Origin of the sequence: Janthinobacterium sp. DSP2-3-3 (assembly GCF_049897325.1) — a bacterium.
Taxonomy (GTDB): Bacteria; Pseudomonadota; Gammaproteobacteria; order Burkholderiales; family Burkholderiaceae_D; genus Janthinobacterium.
In genome coordinates this window covers 365,794-385,949 of sequence record NZ_JAFCWA010000005.1, presented here as the reverse complement: position 1 = coordinate 385,949, position 20,156 = coordinate 365,794, and the positions used below count along the sequence as shown (strand labels likewise).

Below are 20,156 nucleotides of genomic sequence, written 5' to 3'. Positions count from 1 at the left end.
GCGGTCATTTTTGAGCCTTGGTCGTGGGTGACAGGTTTGCCGAGTCATCGGCCAATGCCAGTGGTGGCGGGTTTTTCGAGCCGAAGAAGAAGACGATGGGCGAGCGCAGGAAGCGCTTGCCGAGAATCTTCAACAATTGCATGCCGTGCTTGAAGCGCACCTGGCGCGAACGCAGGGCCACCCACAGGGCTAAACCGAAGCTGACCAGCAGGTTGGTGGTGCCGATGGCGAAGATGCCCGACAGCGACTTGACGGCCAGTTGCCAGCTCATGTTGTGGTCCAGTCCCACCAGCGCTGTCGCAAAGTTGGCGGCCGAGAAGGTGATGTGGCGGATATCGATCGGCAAGCCGATCAGGAAGCCCAGGGTGCCGATGGAACCGAGCAGGATACCGAAATAGAAGTTCCCCATCAGTCCGCCCAGGTTGTTTTCCAGGTACAGGCCCAGCCGTTGCAAGCGCTCCTGGCCGATCACTTTGCCCAGGCTGCGCAATTGCGCGATGCGCTGCGCCCAGCGCGTGTACAGCGCCTGGTTGTCATAGTAGCCCGAAATCAGGCCGGCCACGAACAGGCACACGCCGGCAATCATGGCGTAGAAGATGGCGGGGCTGCCGATGGGGTCGATATCGTGCAGCAAATGCATGGCTTTTTCCGGCGACACCAGGTTGTGGCCCGTGATCGCCTTGTAGCCCAGCGCGATCAGCCAGGCCGTGGGAATGGCCGTCGCCAGGTTGCCCAGCACGGCCATGTTTTGCGTGCGGAAGACCTTGTTGATCAGTTCCGCCATGCTGTCGAGGTCGATATTTCGCCCATCCTTGCTGTGCAGACCGGCGGCGATGCGCGAGGCCGTCATGGCCGGCTGCTTGGTGGCCACCGTGAAGTGCAGCAAGTGGATGAACATGAAGCCGATCGAGTAATTCATGCTGAACATGAATGCTTCGACCAGCGGTGCCGAGCGCAAATACGACATCAATATCTTGAACAGGGCCATGAAGCCGATGATGACGCCGGCGCCGGCCGATGACAGGAACATGGCGCCCATCTCGCGCCGGCTTTCCGCGATGTAGTGTTCGCCCGTGCGGCTGGCGTTTTCCGTCACATTGCGCGCCAGCAAGTTGATATTGTCGGAAAACAGGTCGCTGACCTTGTACTTGTGGTTATGCGCGCGTATCAGTTCCAGCGCCAGTGCGACGGCGCCCGCGCGGCGGCGGCTGACGGGCTGCGGGTGCAGCAAGTCTTGTGTGGCGTCCACCGTGATGGCGGCGATGTCCACGTTGGCGGAGCTGGGCAGCTCGCCGCTCGTGTCGACCAGGAACAACAGCTTGCGCAGGCGGTCGATGCTTTGCGCCAGCGCCACCAATAAATACGTGAGGGGAATGCTGGTGCCCTGGTACAGGGCCTTCTTGCGGATCTTGGCGATGACGGTATCGCACTGGTCCAACATCACCAGCAAATGGCGCGCGTCCTCGATGTGCTCGATATTGCCGTGCAGCAGATTCGTGTAGGCGTCCAGGTAGGCGTTCACTTCCGTGTTCTGCACCATGAACGGCGACTGGAACACTTCGATTTCATTGTGGAAACGCGTCAGTTCGGGTTCGAGGCCCATGGCGCAGACGCGGTAGGACAGCGTGCGGATGGCATCGAGCATGCCCGGCAGCATGATATTGCCATCGCCGACGGCCAGTTCGATATCGTCGCTGGTGAGCACGTCGAACAGTTCCAGCCAGTCCGCAGCGGGCACGTTGCTGATCCACAAATAATCGGTCTTCAGGTACAGCACCTGGTCGAGTGCGTCGTTCAGGTACTCGTCGCCCAGGGCGGGTGGCAGCATGCGGTAGGCGATGCGGCGTTTCAATTCGGTGAAGAAACCGCTGTTCGACAGCACGCCGATGTCCGTGTACAAGCTGGCGTGGCGGCGCGCGGCCAGCACGCGCAGCACGTATTCGTGCAGCGCGCGCGCTTGCGCGCGGTTACCTTTGAGAAGCTGGCGCAGGGTGCGCACGTTGGCGATCGCGGTAGCGCTGTCGTGGGGGCGCTTGGGACGCAGAGAGTTGAACAATTCCACCAGCAAGTCGATATTGCTGGAGTTGGGGTCAATGCGTTCGAGGATAGCTAGCATGCAGAAAAACGGGCGAGCCGCTGTCGGTAAAACCAGTAGTGTACCGCCTGCGTCAAATCGCGCAACGTTCGCTACCGAACATTGCTTTACGGCAGGGCCTGCTTTTAACGCCATTTTGCCGCTAGTACCACAATCATGGTCACTCTTGCGTGTTGTCAGTGCGCGACGTGTTTCCCGGGGCTAAGCTGAAGTTTCTGTTGCACAACGCACTGATGGATGGACAAAAAGCGAGGATAAGGTAACACTAAGATCAGACACACAGCGCATGTCCTGATCAATACCGGAAAGTTTCACCCACGTTACCGAGATATTTATCATGAAGACCTCGTATTTTGCGCTGGCTGTGATAGGGATGGGGCCGTTCGCGCTGGGCGCAGCGGCCCAGGCTGCCGATGGCGCGAGCAATGCCGCATCCAGTAACGTTGCCGTGTATGGCGTGCTTGACGCGGGTATCGTTGCCGACCGGGGCTGTGCCGCCAGTTGCGCCGGCAGCAAGGTGTCCGGTGGCGTGGCATCCGGCTCGCGCCTGGGCGTGCAGGGCCGCGAAGCCTTGGGCAATGACATGTCCGCCGTATTTGCCCTGGAAGCGGGCGTGCAGAACGACACGGGGCAGTCGGAGGACGGCCGTTTGTTCGGCCGCCAGGCTTACGTGGGCCTGGACAGCCGCCTGGGCGCGCTGACCCTGGGTCGCCAGTACAACCTGCAATACCTGACGCTGACCGACGTGGCCGACCCGTTCAAGGGCGGCATGGCCGGCAGTGCCAGCAACCTGGCCGGCTACAGCGTGAAACGCTATGACAATACCGTCAAATACGTGACGCCCGCCTTGCGCGGCGTGTCCGCCAGCGCCATCTACAGCTTTGGCGAGTCGCCGTACAGCAGCGCCAACAACCGCGCGTACGGTGCCACGCTCGGTTATTCGGCCGGCGCCGTGAATATCAGCGTGTCGCACCAGCGCAAGAACAACTTCATCCTCGCCTCAGGCACCCTGCCCGCCATCGACATGTCGGCCCGCAACACTCTGATCGCGGCAAATATCGACCTCAAAGTGGCCACCGCCTTTGCCGCCGTGGGCGTGAACAAGGGCTATGGCAGTTCGCCGTGGGACCCCAGCAATGCGTACAGCTCGCTGGCCCTGTCGATGTCGTCGTCGGATAGCCGCGACACCTTGCTGGGCGTATCCGTGCCCGTGGGCGGCTTAAAGCTGCTGGCCTCGTACGTGCGCAAGGATGACCGCGACCTGGCCAACCGTGATGCCAATCAGGTGGCCGTCGGTCTCACGTACTCGCTGTCAACACGCAGCGATTTCTACGCGTCTTACGCGAAGATCCACAACAAGAACGGCGCCCGCTACACGGTGGGCAATGCCAGCGACGCGGGACGCGGCGACGCCGCTTTTAATATGGGCTTTCGTCATGGCTTCTGAGCAGCCGCGCCCGCCAGGCGGCCGGTGCAGGATGACAGCGCGCCTTTAACATAGGCTTCCGTCACGGCTTCTGAGCGCCAGCGGTTGATGGCGCAGGGCACGTTGCCCCCAACCATTTGCCGTTGCTTGTGACGTTCACCTGCTCCGGCGTGCCGCGCGCGCTGGTGGTCACCGCCAGTTGCATGCTGAAAGCCTGGTCGCCACTGAAGCGCACCTGGCCTTCGCCGCTCGATTTCGGGTTTGCGCAGGTGAACGATACATTCATGCCGCCCGCAGTGTCGGTATTGGTCGACTTGCAATCGCCGGGCTGGCCCGTGGGAATCTGCTTGCGCGCAGCCATTTCCGGCGTCACGCACGCCGTTACGCGCACGGCGCCATCGGCGCCCACGGTGGGCATGGCCATGCCGCGGCTGGCGGCCATGTTTTCCAGCTGCTTGCGTTGATCGGGAGGAAGGTTGCCCAGTTGCTGCAACACCATGGACATGGCGTTGTCGGTAGCGGCATCGGGCGACGCCATCTTGCTGTCGACTTGCCACAGGCCCGGCTTGATGGTGGTGGACGGCGAGGCAGCCTGGGCACCGGCGTGCGCGCCGATGGCGGCGCAGACCAGCAAACTCAGGCGTAGCAGGGAGTGGTTCATGTTGGCGTCTCCAAAAAGGGCAGACCCCAGCATACGGCATGGCAAGCGGGGCACGCTTGCCAATGTGTTACAAACTGTGATCGGGTTCGATGCGGCGCACGTCCACGCAGGCGATGCGGCGCTCGTCGGCCTCGACGATTTCATAGCGCAAGTCATCGAGTTCCAGCACTTCGCCCACGGCCGGCATGTTTTCAAAGTGCGCCAGCAGGAAGCCGGCCAGTGAGTTGTAATCGCCATCTTCGCTGACCAGTGACTCCGTCTCGAAGACTTGCTCCAGGTAATGCAGGTCCGTGGCGCCGTCGATGCGCCAGTGGCCGGGGCCCAGTACTTCCACGTCGGGTTGCTCGTCCTCGTCGGGGAATTCGCCGGCGATGGCTTCGAGAATGTCGATGGGCGTCAGCACGCCTTGCACGGTGCCGAACTCGTCGACCACCAGCACCAGCTGGCCGCGCGAGCGCTTCAAGGTTTCCATGGCTTTCAGCACGCCGGCCGCTTCCGGCACGACGATGGCTTCGCGCATGCTGGCCGGGTCGATCTTGCCGTGCGACACGAGATCTTCGATGAGGTCCTTGCTGCGCGCGATGCCGATCACATTGTCCAGGTCATCATTGCAGACAGGAATCATGCTGTGCGGCGTTTCGCGCAGCAGTTGCAGCATCTTCTCGCGGCTGTCGCTCAGGTTGACCCACGAAACGTCGCCGCGCGGCGTCATCACCGAGCGGATCGAGCGTTCGGCCAGGGTCAGCACGCCGCTGACCATGTTGCGCTCTTCCACGCCGAAGGCGGACGGGTCGAGCGCTTCCTTGACTTCGTGCTCTTCGACAGCTTCGCGGCCCTTGCGCCCGCCCAGCAGGCTCAGCACGGCTTGCGCCGTGCGGTCGCGCAGCGGCGCATTCGATTGCAGCTTGAGAAAATTGCGGCGCGCCAGCTGATTGAAGAACTCGATGACGATCGAGAAACCGATAGCGGCATACAGATACCCTTTCGGAATGTGGAAGCCCATGCCTTCGGCCACCAGGGACAGGCCGATCATCAGCAAAAAGCTCAGGCACAGCACCACGACGGTAGGGTGGGCGTTGACGAAGCGCGTCAACACTTTTGAGGCGAGCATCATGACGACGATGGAAATGACGACGGCCGCCATCATCACGTACAGGTTGTCCACCATGCCGACGGCCGTGATGACGGCGTCGAGCGAAAAGACGGCGTCGAGCACGACGATCTGCGTCACCACCAGGCCGAAGCCGGCGTAGACCTTGGGACCCGTCTGGGCGTGGGCCACCCCTTCAAGGCGCTCATGCAGCTCGGTAGTGGCCTTGAACAGCAGGAACAGGCCGCCGATGAGCAGGATCAGGTCGCGCCCCGAAAACGAGAATGTCCATAGGGAGAACAATGGCGTGGTCAGGGTGACCAGCCAGGAAATCAGGGAGAGCAGGCCCAGGCGCATGACGAGGGCCAGGGTCAGGCCCAGCACGCGCGCCTTGTCGCGCTGGTGCGGCGGCAGTTTCTCGGCCAGGATGGCGATGAAGATCAGGTTGTCGATACCCAGTACGATTTCCAGTACGACCAGCGTCAGCAGGCCGACCCAGATTGTCGGGTCAAATAACCATTCCATGTGTGTAACCTTGTAAAGTCGATCAGTGTAAAGCGTGCCTGGCGGCTAACTGCCCCAGGCGCGTGGGTGTTGCATGCATATATTCAGAGGCGGACGCGCGGCGGCCGGGTGACCTGCCGCGCGTCCGCTTCGGCAAGTGCGCCCGGTCCCGCCTGCCAAATGATGGCGCAAAAAGGCGCGCCCTGGCGCGAGGTCGGGTACAGCGTGATGGGGTCGTTGTCGCATTCGTCGGCGTCGCAGTTGTCACCGGGCAAGCCCGCATGGGCGCTGGGGTCAAGGCAATCGGCGACGAAGGCGGGCGTGGTGGTAACGCCGGCCGCGACTGCATGCTGGAATGGGGAAGGGCTGGCGTAGGCCATGCTGGCGAACGCCTGGGGTAGGGCGATGAAAACAAAAAGGCAGAGCAGGACGAGAGCTCGTCTCATATACAGGCTGATAGTTCTGGAACCGTGAAGTATAACACGGGCAGATAACAGCCCGATGACAGGACTTGCGTAACTGATAAGTATGCCGTAAATTGTGAGTGCAATAATTTCCCTGGGCAGCGAAGACGCAGCGCGGGCCTATGGCAATGTTTGCGTTTGTATCGCATTGCGCTTGCGCATCTTTCGCCTGTGCATTTTTAAACGTAGTGTTACCAGGACTCCGCTTTGAAACCAATTACCGCCCTCCTGCTTGCCGCCGGCATCCTGTCGCCTTCCTTCATCCTGGCCGCCACCCCGGTGGACGTCGCGCCGACCCAGAAAACCGCCAAGGCTGCACCCAACCGCGCCGCCGTCAAAGTCACGTCCGTCGAAGGCATCACCGAATATCGCCTGGCGAATGGCTTGCGCGTGCTGCTGTTCCCGGACGCCAGCAAGCCGACCCTGACCACCAACATCGTTTACCTGGTCGGTTCACGCCATGAAAACTATGGCGAAACGGGCATGGCCCACTTACTCGAGCACTTGCTGTTCAAGCCCAGCGCCAACTTCGGCGTCAGGAAGGGCACGAAAACCCCGGTCGAGATCCTGAACTCGACGGGCGCGCAGTTCAATGGCACCACCTGGTACGACCGCACCAATTACTACGCCACCTTCCCCGCCAACGACGACAACCTGCGCCAGATGCTGGCGATGGAAGCGGACCGTATGGTCAACGCCGCCATCGACCAGAACGATCTGTGGAATCCGACGACGCAAAAGGGGGAAATGACGGTCGTGCGCAATGAATTCGAGATGGGCGAAAGCGACCCGATCGGCGTGACCAGCGAACGCATCCAGGCTATCGCCTACGACTGGCACAACTATGGCAAGTCGACCATCGGCGCCCGTTCCGACATCGAGCAAGTCAACATTCCCCGTCTGCGCGCGTTTTATCATAAATATTATCAGCCAGATAATGCCGTGCTGATGGTGGCGGGCCGCTTCGACGAAGCCAAGGTCTTGAAGCAGATCAATGCGCTGTTCGGCAAGATCCCGAAACCCACGCGCGTGATCGAACCGACCTACACTGCCGAACCGGTGCAGGATGGCGAACGTGCCGTGACGGTGCGCCGCAGCGGCGGCACGCAGTTCGTCGGCGCCGGCTACCATGTGGCGCCGTCCGGCAACCCGGACGCCGTCGCCATCGAGGTGCTGGGCCACGTGCTGACGGACGCCCCGGCCGGCCGTTTGCACAAGGCGCTGGTGGAAACCAAGCTGGCCAGCAAGATTGAATACAACTCGGTGAGCAACCTGGAGCCGGGCTACAACCTGTTCGGCGCGCTGGTGCCCGTCGATGGCAACCTCGACGTGGCGCAAGCAGCCATGCTGAAAGTGCTGGAAGAGCTGAAATCGCAGCCGATCACGGAGGCGGAAGTGGCGCGCGTGAAACAGCAACTGAACAAGCAGGTGGAACTGATCACCTCGAACACGGCGCGCATGACGATCGCCCTGACGGAATCGCTGGCAGCCGGCGACTGGCGTTTGTTCTTCCTGCAGCGCGACCAGCTCGACAAGCTGACGACAGCGCAGGTGCAGGCGGCGGCCGAGAAATACCTGAAGAGCTCGAACCGCACCCTGGGCCGCTTCATCCCCACCGACGCGCCGGACCGCACGGTGGTGCCGGCCTACGCCGACGTGGCGCCGCAACTAGCCGGCTACACGGGCCGCGCCGTGGTGGCGCAGGGCGAGGCGTTCGATCCCAGTCCCGACAATATCGAAGCGCGCACGCAGCGCTTCACCTTGCCGAACGGCTTGAAGGGCGCCTTGCTACCGAAGAAAACCAAGGGCAACACCGTCAGCCTTGTGTTGAAATTGCAGATCGGCAGCGAAGAAAGCTTGCGCGGCAAGGCGCAAGTGGGCAGTTACACGGCCAATCTGTTGTCGCGCGGCACGGATAAACTGTCGCGCCAGGAAGTGAAGGACAAGTTCGACCAGCTGGGCACGCAAGTGGCCATCACGGGCGGCGCCGAGGGCGTCACCGCCATGCTGACGGGCAAGCGCGAAAATTTGCCGGCCGCCATGGACCTGCTGGCGCAAGTGCTGCAAAAGCCGGCCCTGAGCGAAACGGAATTCCTGGAATTGCAGCGCGAGCGCGTGGGCCGCGCGGAACAGGAATTGCCTGAACCGCAGCCGTTGGCCGTGAACGCCTTCCGCCGCCTGCTCGACGCCACGCCGGAAGGCCATGTGCGCCACGTGGCCACCCTGCCGGCGGAACTGGCGCAATGGAAAGCCATCCAGGTGGCCGATGTGAAAGCCTTCCATGGCGCCTATTATGGCGCTGCGAACGCGACTTTCGCTGCCGTGGGCGACTTTGACCCGGCCGTGCTGAAGGCGCAAGTGGCCAGCCTGTACGGCAGCTGGAAGGCGCAGCAGCCGTATGTTCGCATTGCCGACACCGTCAAGCCCGTCAGTGGCGAAAAAGTCACGCTGGAAACGCCGGACAAGGCGAATAGCGTGCTGTTCGCCATCCAGCCGATTCCCCTCAAGGATGACGCCGCCACCTATCCCGCCTTGCTGATCGCCAATCACATGCTCGGTGGCGGCGCCTTGCGCAGCCGCCTGGCCGACCGCATCCGCCAGAAGGAAGGCTTGTCGTACGGCGTCGGCTCGCAAGTGACGGTACCGTCGCGCGAACCAGCCGGTTACTGGATGGCGTATGCCATCAGCGCGCCGCAAAACACGGTCAAGGTGGAAGCGGCCCTGCGCGAGGAGATCGCCAAGGTGCTGGCCGACGGCTTCACGCAAGAGGAATTGGTCGAGGCGAAGAAAGGCTGGCTGCAATCGGAAGAAGTGGGCCGCACGCAAGACAGCGGCCTGGCGCGTGGTCTGGCCGATTATCTTGCGCAAGACCGTACCATGGCGTACGACAAGGACCTGGAAGCGAAAGTGGCAGCATTGACCCTGGCGCAAGTGAACCAGAGCTTGCGCGAGTACCTGAAGCCATCGGCCGTCTCTATCGTGACGGCCGGCGACTTCGCCAAGGTGGCGAAAGAGGGCGAGAGCGGCGCCAAGGCAACGACGTCGAAATAAGCTGTTTTAGATAGAGAAAACCCGCTGGCAATGACATTGCCAGCGGGTTTTTTATTGATGCGTGTCAGCTTAGCGTGGTGCTAACTCTGCGACATAAATTTCCACGCGGCGATTGCGTGCACGTCCCGATGCATCTGCATTCGAGGCGATCGGCTCGCGTGCGCCGCGGCCTTCCGTGACGACGCGCGTCGGCGAGACGCCGCGCATGGCCAGGTAGTCGCGCGTGTGGGCCGCGCGTTCCACCGACAGCGGTTCGTTGATGGAAGCGCTGCCCGTGCTGTCCGTATGGCCGATGATGCTGACCGTGGTGTTCGGGTTTTCATTCAGGGTGGCGGCGAAGCGGTCGAGGATGGGGCGGAAGTTACCCTTGATGTCGGCGCGGTTGGTGTCGAAGGAAATGTCGCTTGGAATTTCCATTTTCAGGCGGTTATCAGCCGTTTGCGACACTTGCACACCAGTACCCTGTGTCGCTTGTTCCATCGCGCGCTTCTGGTTTTCCATGCGGTTCGACCAGATATTGCCGACTACGGCGCCAGCTGCCGCACCCAGCAGGGCACCGCCGGCCGTGCGGCCGCTGCTGCCGCCACCGGTGGTGCCGCCGATCAAGGCGCCGAGGCCAGCGCCGATGCCAGCGCCCGTGGCCGTGCCACGTTGCGTCGAGGACATGTCCGCGCAGCCGCTAGCGGCCAATGCGACCACCAGCATGCCGATCAGGGATTTGGCGCCAGGGCCTTTTTTGAATGTTTCTTTCATGGATTTTCTCCTTGTTTTGTTATTGGGACATACCCAGAATTACCTGTACACGTTACTGCAAAATGAAGCTGTTTGCCAGTGCGCGCACACTGTATGCAAAAGGCGGCAAAAAGGCGGCGCCCGTTTGCACGCGCGCCGCCCTGTCTGGCCAGTGAATTGGCTGCTATAAACCGCGCCCGCTGATCAAGCGCAGCAGTACCATGATCACGGCGACCACCAGCAGGATGTGGATGAAGCCGCCAATGGTATAGGAAGTTACCAGGCCCAGCAGCCAAAGAATAATGAGTACGACGGCGATTGTATACAGCATGATATGTCCTCCGAGAGTAATGTGTGGATGACGGCGACTGCCTTGGCCTTGCGGGCGCTGGCGCGTGGCGCCGTCATCGGTTCTTGTCATTGCGCGGCGACCGGGTCGCTGAACGCTGATGCCATGACTAAGTGTCTACTTTGTTTGTCTTGCGTTCTGTACGCTGTCGTACACAAGGCTCAACTATCGGGGCCGGTCGGCGTGCTCATCGGCCATGCCTGGCACCCACGCCAGCATGCCGGCCATGCCGACGGCACCCGCCAGGCAGCTGAGCATGCCGCCCGTGAGCAACAGCATGACGCCGAACACGGGCGCGCCCGCTTGCGAAGGCGCCAGGTCCAGCGCGCAGAAGCCCAGCGCGGTGGCCAGCAAGCCGCCGCCAATAAAGCCGAGCCAGATCCGATTATTGCCTGCCTTGTCGCATTCCATGGCTACTCCTTGATGACATTCCGTTGAACTTTCCTGAATGCATCATCTCGCGCCACGGCAAGCTTATCTGTACGCCAACGAACATGATCAAAAAGAAAACGCCCGGACAGGCCGGGCGTGTGTGTAATGTGCCACAGTGGCGGGCGGCGCGCTGGCCGCCAGCCCCTTAGTCGATGGCGCGCAAGGCGCCGTTGACGACGCGTACGCGGTCGCCCTGACGCCAGTTCGGCGCGGCGCTCTGGTGCACGGTGCGCGTTTTGCCGTTATCGAGGCGCACCACGATGTTGTAGCTGCGCGTGGCGCGCACGCTGCCTTCGATCTGGTTGCCGGCCACGGCGCCGCCAACAGCGCCCAGCACGGTAGCCAGTTGCTTGCCGTGGCCGCCACCGACCTGGTTGCCCAGCAAGCCGCCAACGACGGCGCCGCCGGCCGCACCCACGCCGCTGCCTTCGGCGCGGGTATTGACTTCATGGATGGCTTCGATCACGCCGCAATTGCCACATACCTGCGGCGCAGGGGCTGCCGCGTATTGTTGCTGTGGCTGTGGCTGTTGCTGGCGCACGGGCTGCTGCTGCTGTTGCTGCTGCTGTTGCAGCGGTAAGGCGGCCAGCGGCTGCGCGCCGGCAGGCTGCAAGTTCGCCTGCGGCTGGTTTGCCTGCAGGCTGGCCAGCTGTTCGGCCGAAGTGCTGGCCGCCAGTGGCTGCGCATCGCCCTGGGACGAGGGCAGCCAGCCCATCAGGGCCGCCGTGCCCACGCCGCAGAACAGCAGGACGGCGACGGCGGCGGCAAGCACCAGCGGATGGAGGGATTTGGTGGTGGTGGTCATGGAAAGCTCCTTGGTGTTTTTAAATAATGACATGGGTAGTGCGTGTGGTCCGTGCATGCAGCCAGTGTGCTGTGCCGCGTGCCGCGCTTCCGTGCGTCACCGTACATACAGGCACGGTACTGCACCGTAGGCTAAGTAAAAATTATGTCGAGTTGTAACGTTTTAACGACAACAAGGAAAAGCAATGCGACCAACGAACGCCAGCATGACCCTGTCCCGCGACGCAGGCCGATCTGGCCTGGGGTCGCCTGCGGGCGCGCTTGACGCCGGCAACCGCTTGCTGGCCAGCTTGCCCGAGCACGACTTGCGCCACCTGACGGCGCTGTTCGATACCGTCACGGTCGAGGTGGGCGAGGTGCTGTACGAACCGGGCCAGCCGATCGGCTATATCTACTTTCCCGGCGACTGCCTGATCTCGCTGCTGGCCGTGGCGGAAGGCCGGATGACCCTGGAAGTGGGCTCCGTCGGCCGTGAAGGCGTGCTGGGCGCTTCCGTCGCGTTGGGTCATGAGCTGGCGCAAGTACGTGCCGTGGTACAACGTTCCGGCACGGCCAGCCGCATCGCACGGGCGGCGTTCTGCGCCGAGTTCGCCCAGCTCGATTCCCTGCAGCGCCTGCTGTACCGCTACACGGACACCTTGCTGGCGCAAGCCATCCAGATTGCCGTATGCAGCCGCTTCCATGTGCTCGAGGCGCGTCTGGCCCGTTCGCTGCTGATCACGCGCGACCGCCTGCAGTCGGAAAAATTTCACCTGACGCATGAATTTCTCGCCCACACCCTCGGTGTGCGGCGCGTCGGCGTGACCAAGGCAGCCAGCGCGTTGCAACAGCAAAAACTCATCACCTACAGCCGCGGCAATATCGAAATCCTCGATTCCGCCGGCCTGGAAGCCGTCTCCTGCCGCTGTTACGCGCTGGTCAAGGACAGCGGCGCCATCGGCATGGCCAACGTCTTCGTCTGATTTCCCTCATTCTTGTGCCGCAGACGTAAAAAAGCGGGGTGGGCGCCTGGGCACCCACCCCGCTTTCTTGAGCAACGATTACTTCGGCTTGACCTGATTACCGATCACGCCGCCGACGGCGGCGCCACCGACTGCACCGATGGCGCTGCCGCCCGTCAGTACGGAACCGGCAACGGCGCCGACACCGGCGCCGATGGCCGTATTTTTATCCTGGCCGGACATGTTGGCGCAAGCAGTCAAGCTCAGCAGCAGAGCGGCAACGGAAGTGGTAGCGGCGATTTTTTTAATGATTTGCATAATAGTTCTCCTATGAATTCGGACCTCGTGGCGCCGGCATGGTATGGGCCGGTGGGACTTCGTGTCGCCACGTCTTGGGTGTTTCAGGCACGATTACAGAATAGGATTGTGACAAGGCAGGGTCTGTTCGGCAACGCACATAGGGGTGTAACAATTGTAATCGTGCACGGCTGGCGGCAACGTTGTCATATTCTGCCATCTCGTTCACCGGCTTTTGCGCGGTGCCTTGCCCGGTTTCGGCGCCACCGGTTTCACGCGCGCCTGGGCCAGCAGGGCCGCGCATTCGCTGTCCTCGCCGGGACCAGTATTGACCAGCGGCAGCAGCGCCGCCACGGGCGCCACCACGGCCAGCGCCAGAGCGCCGCCGGCGCGCAGGGCCAGCACGCCCTTGTCGACGCTCACATCGGGCTTGCTGAAGGTGCCTTGCACATACAGGGGCGAGCGCAGCGAAAAGATGCGCAGCCCCTTGCTGTCCGGCTGCAAGGTCAGGTCCAGTTGTTCATTGGCCAGGTTCACCGTGCCGTCGATATGCAGCACCGCATCGTCCGTGTCGACGATGAATTGGCGCGTGCGCATCAATCCTTTGGTGACGGCGAAGTCGGCAGCCATGCAATTGAGCCTGACCTGCTTGTCGCCCACCAGCTTGGTCAGCACGACACTGCCGATATTCAAGCCCATTTCTTCCAGCAGCAGCTTGCTGATGCTGCCCCGGTTGATCAGCGCGCGCACTTCGCCGTTCGAACTGCCCAGCAGGCTGGCGACGGAATTGCCCGTGGCCGACAGCGAAGCGTCGCCATTGATTTCACCTACGCTGGCCTGCAAGGCCGGCAGGCGGGGAAATAGTTGTTGGATGTGCAGATGGCGGGCGCTGGCCTTGAGTTCGGCGGCGATGCCGTTGGCGATGACTTTGCCGCTGCCGTCGAGCCTGATCTGCGACGTCAGGGTGCCACCCGCCACGTTGAAGTTGAGCGGTGTCAAGGACAGCACGCCGTCCATCAGCACCACATGCGTGTCGAGCTTGCTGATCGGTAACTCGGCGTCGCGCGTGATTTTATCCGCCGTGTAGCGCACATCGGCGTCCAGGCTGGTCCAGCGCTCCGTTTTGAAGGTTTCCACCGGCAGCACGCGGCCGGCCGGCTGCGTCGACGGCACGCCCCGTTCCTTCTTGCTGGCGCTGGAATCGGCGCCCACCAGCGGACCCAGGTCGGAAAATTGCAGCAGGCGCGAGTGAACTTCGCCCGTCAGGCGCTTGCGTGGCTTGCTGGCCGAAAAGGCCAGCTTGCCACTGATGTCGCTCGACCCCACCTTGCCGCTGAACTGGTCGTACACCCATTCGCCGCCGCGCGGCGCCAGGGTGCCCGTCAAATGGCCTTCCGTGCTGAAATGCGGCGTTTCCGGCAGCAGCACGCCCGTCAATGGGTACAGGCGCGCCATGCTGGGCCCGGATATTTTCAGGCGCACGTCGAGCGCGGCCAGGTCCGCCGGGCGCGTCAAGGTGCCTTCGATGGCCACGCTACTGCCGTTCGCGCGCATGTCGGCCTGGATGGGGAAGGGCGTGCCTTGCTGCTGCAGCGACAGCACGCCGCCCGCCTTGCCGCCGCCCTGGATGTTTTCTCCACGGTAAGTGCCGGACAGTTTCCAGGCGATGCCGTAGCGCGCATCGTTCGCTATGGTGTCGACATCGGCGCGCATCGCTGTGTGCGTGACGGCATCGTTCAGCGTCACGCTGCCCTTGCTGAAGACCACGCTTTGCAGTTCCAGCTGCCACGGCGACGGCTGCTCCTGCTTGTCGAAGGTCCAGTTGTTCTTGCCATCCTTGTTGCGCAGCAGGCGTACTTGCGGCGTATCGAAGCGCAATTGCGGGATGATGATTTTCTTGTCCAGCAGGGCCAGCGGATTGAGTGAAAACGCCAGCTGGCTCACGCTGGCCAGCTGCGCCGTGTCATTCGCCGCTGTCATGGCGTTCGGGTTGCCCAGGCGCACATCTTTTGCCTGTAAGTGCGGCCACGGCAGGTAGGCGCGCCAGTTTTGTTGCCACGCAATCCCTGGCTGCTGCCACGTCAGCGACAGGTCGCCCGCAATGACAAAGGGCCGGCCCAGCGCTTCGCTGGCGCGTGCATTCAGCCAGGGCTTGGCGCGGTTCCAGTCCATGTTGAGCAGGATGACGGCGGCCGTGACGGGCAGGGCGACCAGCACGGCGGCGCTGGCGAGGGCGATTTTCTGGCGGCGCGAGAGGGCGATAAAGCGTGGCATAGGTGTGGGGTAAGAAGCGTTTCTTTCTGGATAGATGCAAGATGCTACAGGAATCGTTACAAAGCCGGGTCCGTTTCAGGTTTTGCTGGCGCAGGCGTGCGCTAACGCACCTTGCCCATGCAAGTATTGTCGATTTCTTACTCTATGTGCGGCACCGAACGGATACGCGGGAAGCCGGAGCCTATAACGTCATACATCAAACGCCGTTCCTGATTCCAGATGCACCGACGTATGAACCTTACTGCTTAACATTCTCTAGGAGAAGAAAAATGACAAACCGAGATTTCACGATGTCCCCACTGGCCGCCCTGGCTGCTTGCGCCACCGCCGTCGTCCTGATGACGGGCTGTTCCAGCCTGAAAACGCCTGCCACGGCCGATGTCGCCGTGTCGCGCGCCGCCGTGGATAACGCCGCCAGCGCCGGTGCCGCCGAACTGGCACCCGATGAAATGCGTTCGGCCCGCGAAAAAATGCGCATGGCTAACCAGGCATTGAAAGACCGCGACTATAAACTGGCACGCGAGTTGGCCGACCAGGCGCAGGCCGATGCCAAGCTGGCGCAAAGCAAGGCCAACTCGACCAAGGCCACCAGCGCCGCCGATGAAATCAACGAGAACATCCGCGTCATGCGCGAAGAACTCGACCGTGCTAACCAGCAAGCCCCGAAACAATAACTAACAATAAGAACAGAACAGGAACCCATCATGAAAAAAGCTACTTACACCACCATTCCCGGCCTGCTGGCCATGGCCGCTTTTGTTGCCGCCTGCAGCTCCGCACCGACCACCACCAGTCTGCTCGATCAGACGCGCGGCGATTACATGGCGGCGCAATCGAACCCGCTGGTGTCGACCTATGCTCCACGCGAATTCCGCGAAGCGAGCGCTGCGCTGGAAGCGGCGAACGCGGCCGCCACGCGCCAGGATGACAGCGAAAAGGTCGACAAGCTGGCCTACCTGGCCAAGCAAAAGATAGCCACGGCGCAAGAAGTCGCCAAGCAAAAGGCAGCGGAAGCCGATATCGCCAACGCCGGCAAGCAGCGCGACCAGTTGCGCCTCGATGCACGCACGCAGCAGGCTGACCAGGCCACGGCACGCGCCCAGGCGGCCCAGGCGGATGCGGAAGCAGCCAAGGCCCAGGCGCAATCGGCCGAAGCGTCGGCCCGTGACGCCACCGCCCGCGCCGCCGCGCTGGAAGTGCAGCTGGCCGACCTGGCCGCCAAGAAAACCGAACGCGGCATGGTCATTACCCTCGGTGACGTGCTGTTTGGCACGGACAAGGCGAACTTGACGGCCGATGGCGCGAATACGGCACGCAAGCTGGCCGATGTGCTGAAAAACAACCCGCAACGCACCGTGCTGATCGAAGGCTTTACGGATAGCACGGGCGGTTCCGCGCACAACTTGGAATTGTCGCAGCGTCGCGCCGAATCCGTGCGCAATGCGCTGCTGGAACAAGGCATCAGCCGCGACCGCATCGCCACGAAAGGCTATGGCGCCGCCTATCCGGCCGCCGGCAATGACAGCGCGGCGAACCGCCAGCTGAATCGCCGGGTGGAAATCGTCTTGTCCGAGGACAACACGGCCATTCCCGCCCGCCGCTAAGTCGCGCCGCCTGGCGCGGGAGTAGAAAGGCAGCACCGGCCGCATGTTGGCCGGTGGATACCCAAGCAAGACTTGAAAGGAAACATTATGATCCAAACATCTGTTGAGATTCCAGCTGGCATCGATACGGCCGCCATCCGCGCCGCCGCCAAAAACCTGGACGACGGTGCCGTGACGGCCGGCTATCAGGCTGACCGCGAGGAATTGATCACCCTGTTGAATGCGGCGCTGGCTACCGAACTGGTGTGTATTGCGCGCTATAAACGCCATTACTACACCGTAAGCGGGCGCGACAATGGGGGCGTCAAGGCCGAGTTCCTTGAGCATGCGCAGCAAGAGCAGGAGCACGCCGACTGGCTGGCTGAACGCATCGTGCAATTGAATGGCAAGCCAGATTTTAATCCTGCAACATTGCTTGCACGTAGTCATGCCGAGTATGATGACTCCGAAGACGTGCAAAGCATGGTGCGTGCCAATTTGATCGCGGAACGCGTAGCGATCGAGTCATATCGCCAGATGATCGTGAAAATTGGCGACAAAGACCCGACCACACGCCATTTGTTGATCAAAATCATGGCTGTCGAGGAAGAGCACGCCGATGATATGCGCGATCTGATGGAATAGTGTTTTTGAGTAAAGTAGGTATAGTAACTACATTCATCCATAGCTAAGGAGCTAAACCATGTTGGAAAACAATATCACCACCGTCAATAACGATGTCAAAACCCTGGTCAAGGATGCGCAAGCCCTGTTCAGCGCCGCTGCCGCCCTGACTGGCGAAAAAGCCGATGAAGTGCGCGTCAAGGGCATGAAAACCCTGGATGCCGCACTGGCCAAAGCGCACGAAGCGCAAGCGTCGGCCATCGTTGCCACCAAGCAGATGGCTGCCCAGGCAGACGGTTACGTCAAGGAAAACCCATGGCGCACGGTGGCCGTCGCCGCTGGCGTCGGCGTGCTGGTCGGCTTCATCCTGGGCCGCAAGTAATCCACCGTCAGGAGCGATATGGACAAGTCTGCTTCATCTCACCAGGGGCCGGGATTGATCGGCTCGGTCGCCGGCCTGGCCAAAAACGCCGTCGGACTGATGTTGTCGCGGCTGGAACTGGCCACCATCGAACTGTCGGAGGTGCGCAATCACATGTTGCAGCTGGTGGTCATTTTCGCCTTGGCGACAGTTGCGGGCTTGTTTGCCATCGCTTACGGCAGCGTGCTGATCGTTTTCCTGGCCTGGGATAGCCTGGGCTGGAAGATCCTGGCGATCATGACGGTCGTGTTCGTACTGCTGGCCATCACTCTGGTCATCTATGCACGCGCCATGCTGCGTCAAGGAAAGTTGTCCATGCCGGCCACCATGGCGGAATTGAAGGCTGACCGCGACATGCTGATGTAAGCTGCTGGCGGGAACCACCCGGACCTGTGCCGGAACGGGGCCCGCCATGTCCAGCCTGCCTTACGAGGAGAATTCATGTCGGAAAACGACAAACTGGCGGCGCAAGCCGCCCGCAAGCGCCTGCTGATCGCCCAGGGCGAAATGTACCGCGTGGGCATCGTGCATGCGCGCGCCAACGTGGGCTATGGGCTGCGTCCCGAATCGCTGCTGCAGGGCGTGGTCGAGACGGCTGTCGGCTTTGCCGGCCACCGGGTCGAGTCCTTGCTGGCGCCGGGCGGCATGCGCCTGCAAGGCGCCATGCCCTATGTGCTAACGGCGCTATCGTTTATCGGACGCAAGAAGCTGGTCAAGCCGGCCCTGGTCCTCGTGGCCGTGGCCGCCGTTGCCACCAGCTGGCTGCGCCGCAAGCGCTGAACGCCAGCCATGTTGCACGGGAACGCCGTCATGGACGGCGTTTTTTTTTGCCCGTATCCACTGTTGGGCGCATACAGGCGCAATCCCTTACAATGATTCACGCTGCACTTGCGCGGCGCATACAGGGCCATCTTGATGACGAATTCGAAGACACCGATCAATCAGTTAAATCCCTCGCGCCTGCGCATCGTGCTGGTGCTGCAAGGCGGCGGCGCGTTGGGCGCCTACCAGGCTGGCGTCTATCACGCGCTGCACGAACATGGCCTGGCGCCGGATTGGGTGGTGGGCACCTCGATTGGCGCCATCAATGCAGCCATTTTGGCCGGCAACAAGCACGAGGACAGGCTGGTGCGGCTAAAACAGTTTTGGCAGCGCGTGGCGCACCGCGACAGTATCGATATGAACCTTGTTTCGGACCAGCAGCGCCGCTCGAACATCTGGCTGGCCACGCTCGATACGGTGCTGCGCGGCGTGCCCGGCTTCTTCAAGCCGCGTTCGTTCAGCCTGTTCCCGACAGGAATCGCCGTCAAGCCGGAAGACGCCAGCTATTACGACACAAGCGAGCTGGCCAGCACCCTCGAGGAACTGGTCGATTTCGATTATCTGAACCAGCCCGGTGGCATGCGTCTGACGGTCAACGCCCTGCGCGTCAAATGCGGCAGCCTCGTCAGTTTCGACAGCCAGCAGCAGCCACTGACGGCCGACCATATCCGCGCCAGCGGCGCCTTGCCGCCCGGCTTTGCAGGCGTGCGCGTCGATGGCGACCTGTACTGGGATGGCGGCCTGTATTCGAATACGCCGCTGGAAACCGTGCTCGACGACACGCCCCACGTCGATACGCTGGTCTTCATGGTCGACCTGTGGAGCTCGGAAGGCCCGGAGCCGACCACGCTCGATGAAGTGCAGACGCGGCAAAAAGATGTCACCTTCGCGTCGCGCTCGAAGCGGCATATCGAAGATTACGTCAATACGCATACCTTGCAACATAAATTGCGCGAACTCTACGCCAAGCTGCCCGACAGCGCGCATAACCGGCAACAGACGGAAGAACTGGTAGCGCTGGGCTGCGACAGCACCATGCACATCGTGCGCTTGCCGTATGCGGGGCGCGACTGGCACATGGCGGCCAAGGATATCAATTTCTCCAAGGGCTCCATCGATTGGCGCTGGGAGCAGGGCTACCAGGACGCCTTGCGCGCGATTAAGGCGGCCGGCTGGCTGGCGTTCGTCACGGAAGACACGCCGCTGGTGGTGCACGAGTTGCCGCCGTACGAACGCGACGCCGCCTGATCAGGCGGCATCGCAATAGCACTGCGCATCACTGCGGATGCGCCGCTACACGCAGTTTTTCCGCGTTCGCCATGTCTTGCCGGTAAGTGTCGTGCGCATCCTTCAGGCAAGTGGCCCGCGTGGCGGATGGTTCCATACGGCAGGCTTTTTTGGCCTCGGCCAGGGCGGCGGCGATTTCCTTGCGCAAGGTGCGCAACTGGGCTTGCGCCGTGCTGTCTTCCTGGTACCAGCGGGCCGGATCGCCCGCTTGCGGGGCAGCGGTTTGTGCCTGGCTGAATGGTGCCAGGCTGCATGCCAGTACGATGGCCAGCGCCGGGGGAGTGAGTCGGAGTGTCATG

The 20,156-nt window shown here is 62.1% G+C and carries 21 protein-coding genes; 10 read left to right on the top strand and 11 right to left on the bottom strand.

Going from position 1 to position 20,156, the window contains the following annotated elements; translation table 11 throughout:
• Positions 1–4 precede the first annotated feature (4 nt).
• A complete protein-coding gene (locus ACP7DE_RS13050; protein ID WP_426072482.1) occupies positions 5–2,116 on the bottom strand; it encodes a site-specific recombinase in 2,112 nt (703 codons plus the stop codon).
• A gap of 316 nt (positions 2,117–2,432) precedes the next feature.
• Between ACP7DE_RS13050 and ACP7DE_RS13045 the strand changes: the two genes are divergently transcribed.
• Positions 2,433–3,542 (top strand): porin, encoded by a 1,110-nt coding sequence (locus ACP7DE_RS13045; RefSeq protein WP_426072481.1) that lies wholly within the window; start codon positions 2,433–2,435, stop codon positions 3,540–3,542.
• Between the two features lie 61 nt (positions 3,543–3,603).
• Here ACP7DE_RS13045 and ACP7DE_RS13040 read toward each other — a convergent pair whose 3' ends face one another.
• The 3 genes from ACP7DE_RS13040 to ACP7DE_RS13030 all read right to left on the bottom strand — a co-directional run bounded on the left by ACP7DE_RS13040 (position 3,604) and on the right by ACP7DE_RS13030 (position 6,222).
• Positions 3,604–4,182: a DUF3617 domain-containing protein gene (locus tag ACP7DE_RS13040; protein WP_426072480.1), complete on the bottom strand. Its 579-nt coding sequence runs from the start codon at positions 4,180–4,182 to the stop codon at positions 3,604–3,606.
• 67 nt (positions 4,183–4,249) lie between these two features.
• A complete protein-coding gene (locus tag ACP7DE_RS13035) occupies positions 4,250–5,797 on the bottom strand; it encodes a TerC family protein (protein WP_426072479.1) in 1,548 nt (515 codons plus the stop codon).
• Between the two features lie 83 nt (positions 5,798–5,880).
• The gene (locus ACP7DE_RS13030) at positions 5,881–6,222 is read right to left on the bottom strand and encodes a hypothetical protein (RefSeq protein WP_426072478.1); all 342 of its coding nucleotides are present in this window, start codon (positions 6,220–6,222) and stop codon (positions 5,881–5,883) included.
• 225 nt (positions 6,223–6,447) lie between these two features.
• On the opposite strand from ACP7DE_RS13030, the gene ACP7DE_RS13025 reads away from it, so the two are divergent.
• A complete protein-coding gene (locus ACP7DE_RS13025; protein ID WP_426072477.1) occupies positions 6,448–9,291 on the top strand; it encodes a M16 family metallopeptidase in 2,844 nt (947 codons plus the stop codon).
• 69 nt (positions 9,292–9,360) lie between these two features.
• Here the strand turns inward: ACP7DE_RS13025 and ACP7DE_RS13020 are convergent, their stop codons facing one another.
• The 4 genes from ACP7DE_RS13020 to ACP7DE_RS13005 form a co-directional block, all read right to left on the bottom strand.
• Positions 9,361–9,996, bottom strand: a complete 636-nt coding sequence (locus tag ACP7DE_RS13020) for an OmpA family protein (protein ID WP_426072559.1) — start codon at positions 9,994–9,996, stop codon at positions 9,361–9,363.
• Positions 9,997–10,207: 211 nt separating this feature from the next.
• The gene (locus ACP7DE_RS13015; RefSeq protein WP_010396376.1) at positions 10,208–10,354 is read right to left on the bottom strand and encodes a lmo0937 family membrane protein; all 147 of its coding nucleotides are present in this window, start codon (positions 10,352–10,354) and stop codon (positions 10,208–10,210) included.
• 183 nt (positions 10,355–10,537) lie between these two features.
• Positions 10,538–10,783 carry a hypothetical protein gene (locus ACP7DE_RS13010; protein WP_426072476.1) on the bottom strand — a complete coding sequence of 82 codons (246 nt, stop codon included), beginning with the start codon at positions 10,781–10,783 and terminating at the stop codon, positions 10,538–10,540.
• Positions 10,784–10,949: 166 nt separating this feature from the next.
• Positions 10,950–11,609 (bottom strand): glycine zipper 2TM domain-containing protein, encoded by a 660-nt coding sequence (locus ACP7DE_RS13005; RefSeq protein WP_426072475.1) that lies wholly within the window; start codon positions 11,607–11,609, stop codon positions 10,950–10,952.
• 184 nt (positions 11,610–11,793) lie between these two features.
• On the opposite strand from ACP7DE_RS13005, the gene ACP7DE_RS13000 reads away from it, so the two are divergent.
• Entirely contained in the window at positions 11,794–12,570 is a 777-nt protein-coding gene (locus ACP7DE_RS13000) for a Crp/Fnr family transcriptional regulator (RefSeq protein WP_426072474.1), read from the top strand.
• A gap of 78 nt (positions 12,571–12,648) precedes the next feature.
• On the opposite strand, the gene ACP7DE_RS12995 is transcribed toward ACP7DE_RS13000, so the two are convergent.
• Both ACP7DE_RS12995 and ACP7DE_RS12990 read right to left on the bottom strand, forming a co-directional pair.
• The gene (locus tag ACP7DE_RS12995; RefSeq protein WP_077401543.1) at positions 12,649–12,867 is read right to left on the bottom strand and encodes a glycine zipper 2TM domain-containing protein; all 219 of its coding nucleotides are present in this window, start codon (positions 12,865–12,867) and stop codon (positions 12,649–12,651) included.
• A 204-nt stretch (positions 12,868–13,071) separates the two neighbouring features.
• Positions 13,072–15,120, bottom strand: a complete 2,049-nt coding sequence (locus ACP7DE_RS12990; RefSeq protein WP_426072473.1) for an AsmA family protein — start codon at positions 15,118–15,120, stop codon at positions 13,072–13,074.
• Positions 15,121–15,389: 269 nt separating this feature from the next.
• Here ACP7DE_RS12990 and ACP7DE_RS12985 point away from each other — a divergent pair, with 269 nt between their 5' ends.
• From ACP7DE_RS12985 to ACP7DE_RS12955, 7 genes are all read left to right on the top strand, one after another.
• A complete protein-coding gene (locus ACP7DE_RS12985; RefSeq protein WP_426072472.1) occupies positions 15,390–15,794 on the top strand; it encodes a DUF4398 domain-containing protein in 405 nt (134 codons plus the stop codon).
• A gap of 30 nt (positions 15,795–15,824) precedes the next feature.
• On the top strand, positions 15,825–16,724 hold the full coding sequence (locus ACP7DE_RS12980) for an OmpA family protein (protein WP_426072471.1): 900 nt from the start codon (positions 15,825–15,827) through the stop codon (positions 16,722–16,724).
• An 87-nt stretch (positions 16,725–16,811) separates the two neighbouring features.
• A complete protein-coding gene (locus ACP7DE_RS12975) occupies positions 16,812–17,348 on the top strand; it encodes a ferritin-like domain-containing protein (protein WP_426072470.1) in 537 nt (178 codons plus the stop codon).
• A 58-nt stretch (positions 17,349–17,406) separates the two neighbouring features.
• A complete protein-coding gene (locus ACP7DE_RS12970; protein WP_035826246.1) occupies positions 17,407–17,709 on the top strand; it encodes a DUF883 family protein in 303 nt (100 codons plus the stop codon).
• 18 nt (positions 17,710–17,727) lie between these two features.
• The gene (locus ACP7DE_RS12965) at positions 17,728–18,114 is read left to right on the top strand and encodes a phage holin family protein (protein ID WP_426072469.1); all 387 of its coding nucleotides are present in this window, start codon (positions 17,728–17,730) and stop codon (positions 18,112–18,114) included.
• A 75-nt stretch (positions 18,115–18,189) separates the two neighbouring features.
• Positions 18,190–18,528 carry a hypothetical protein gene (locus ACP7DE_RS12960; RefSeq protein WP_426072468.1) on the top strand — a complete coding sequence of 113 codons (339 nt, stop codon included), beginning with the start codon at positions 18,190–18,192 and terminating at the stop codon, positions 18,526–18,528.
• 135 nt (positions 18,529–18,663) lie between these two features.
• Positions 18,664–19,818 carry a patatin-like phospholipase family protein gene (locus ACP7DE_RS12955; RefSeq protein WP_426072467.1) on the top strand — a complete coding sequence of 385 codons (1,155 nt, stop codon included), beginning with the start codon at positions 18,664–18,666 and terminating at the stop codon, positions 19,816–19,818.
• A gap of 28 nt (positions 19,819–19,846) precedes the next feature.
• Here the strand turns inward: ACP7DE_RS12955 and ACP7DE_RS12950 are convergent, their stop codons facing one another.
• A complete protein-coding gene (locus tag ACP7DE_RS12950; RefSeq protein WP_426072466.1) occupies positions 19,847–20,155 on the bottom strand; it encodes a hypothetical protein in 309 nt (102 codons plus the stop codon).
• Between the last annotated feature and the right edge of the window lies 1 nt (position 20,156).

What these genes read in the sequence shown, in the direction of transcription:
- ACP7DE_RS13050 (WP_426072482.1), bottom strand. Translation starts at nt 2,116, where the DNA reads ATGCTAGCTATCCTCGAACGCATTGACCCCAACTCCAGCAATATCGAC.
- ACP7DE_RS13045 (WP_426072481.1), top strand. Translation starts at nt 2,433, where the DNA reads ATGAAGACCTCGTATTTTGCGCTGGCTGTGATAGGGATGGGGCCGTTC.
- ACP7DE_RS13040 (WP_426072480.1), bottom strand. Translation starts at nt 4,182, where the DNA reads ATGAACCACTCCCTGCTACGCCTGAGTTTGCTGGTCTGCGCCGCCATC.
- ACP7DE_RS13035 (WP_426072479.1), bottom strand. Translation starts at nt 5,797, where the DNA reads ATGGAATGGTTATTTGACCCGACAATCTGGGTCGGCCTGCTGACGCTG.
- ACP7DE_RS13030 (WP_426072478.1), bottom strand. Translation starts at nt 6,222, where the DNA reads ATGAGACGAGCTCTCGTCCTGCTCTGCCTTTTTGTTTTCATCGCCCTA.
- ACP7DE_RS13020 (WP_426072559.1), bottom strand. Translation starts at nt 9,996, where the DNA reads ATGCTGGTGGTCGCATTGGCCGCTAGCGGCTGCGCGGACATGTCCTCG.
- ACP7DE_RS13015 (WP_010396376.1), bottom strand. Translation starts at nt 10,354, where the DNA reads ATGCTGTATACAATCGCCGTCGTACTCATTATTCTTTGGCTGCTGGGC.
- ACP7DE_RS13010 (WP_426072476.1), bottom strand. Translation starts at nt 10,783, where the DNA reads ATGGAATGCGACAAGGCAGGCAATAATCGGATCTGGCTCGGCTTTATT.
- ACP7DE_RS13005 (WP_426072475.1), bottom strand. Translation starts at nt 11,609, where the DNA reads ATGACCACCACCACCAAATCCCTCCATCCGCTGGTGCTTGCCGCCGCC.
- ACP7DE_RS13000 (WP_426072474.1), top strand. Translation starts at nt 11,794, where the DNA reads ATGCGACCAACGAACGCCAGCATGACCCTGTCCCGCGACGCAGGCCGA.
- ACP7DE_RS12995 (WP_077401543.1), bottom strand. Translation starts at nt 12,867, where the DNA reads ATGCAAATCATTAAAAAAATCGCCGCTACCACTTCCGTTGCCGCTCTG.
- ACP7DE_RS12990 (WP_426072473.1), bottom strand. Translation starts at nt 15,120, where the DNA reads ATGCCACGCTTTATCGCCCTCTCGCGCCGCCAGAAAATCGCCCTCGCC.
- ACP7DE_RS12985 (WP_426072472.1), top strand. Translation starts at nt 15,390, where the DNA reads ATGACAAACCGAGATTTCACGATGTCCCCACTGGCCGCCCTGGCTGCT.
- ACP7DE_RS12980 (WP_426072471.1), top strand. Translation starts at nt 15,825, where the DNA reads ATGAAAAAAGCTACTTACACCACCATTCCCGGCCTGCTGGCCATGGCC.
- ACP7DE_RS12975 (WP_426072470.1), top strand. Translation starts at nt 16,812, where the DNA reads ATGATCCAAACATCTGTTGAGATTCCAGCTGGCATCGATACGGCCGCC.
- ACP7DE_RS12970 (WP_035826246.1), top strand. Translation starts at nt 17,407, where the DNA reads ATGTTGGAAAACAATATCACCACCGTCAATAACGATGTCAAAACCCTG.
- ACP7DE_RS12965 (WP_426072469.1), top strand. Translation starts at nt 17,728, where the DNA reads ATGGACAAGTCTGCTTCATCTCACCAGGGGCCGGGATTGATCGGCTCG.
- ACP7DE_RS12960 (WP_426072468.1), top strand. Translation starts at nt 18,190, where the DNA reads ATGTCGGAAAACGACAAACTGGCGGCGCAAGCCGCCCGCAAGCGCCTG.
- ACP7DE_RS12955 (WP_426072467.1), top strand. Translation starts at nt 18,664, where the DNA reads ATGACGAATTCGAAGACACCGATCAATCAGTTAAATCCCTCGCGCCTG.
- ACP7DE_RS12950 (WP_426072466.1), bottom strand. Translation starts at nt 20,155, where the DNA reads ATGACACTCCGACTCACTCCCCCGGCGCTGGCCATCGTACTGGCATGC.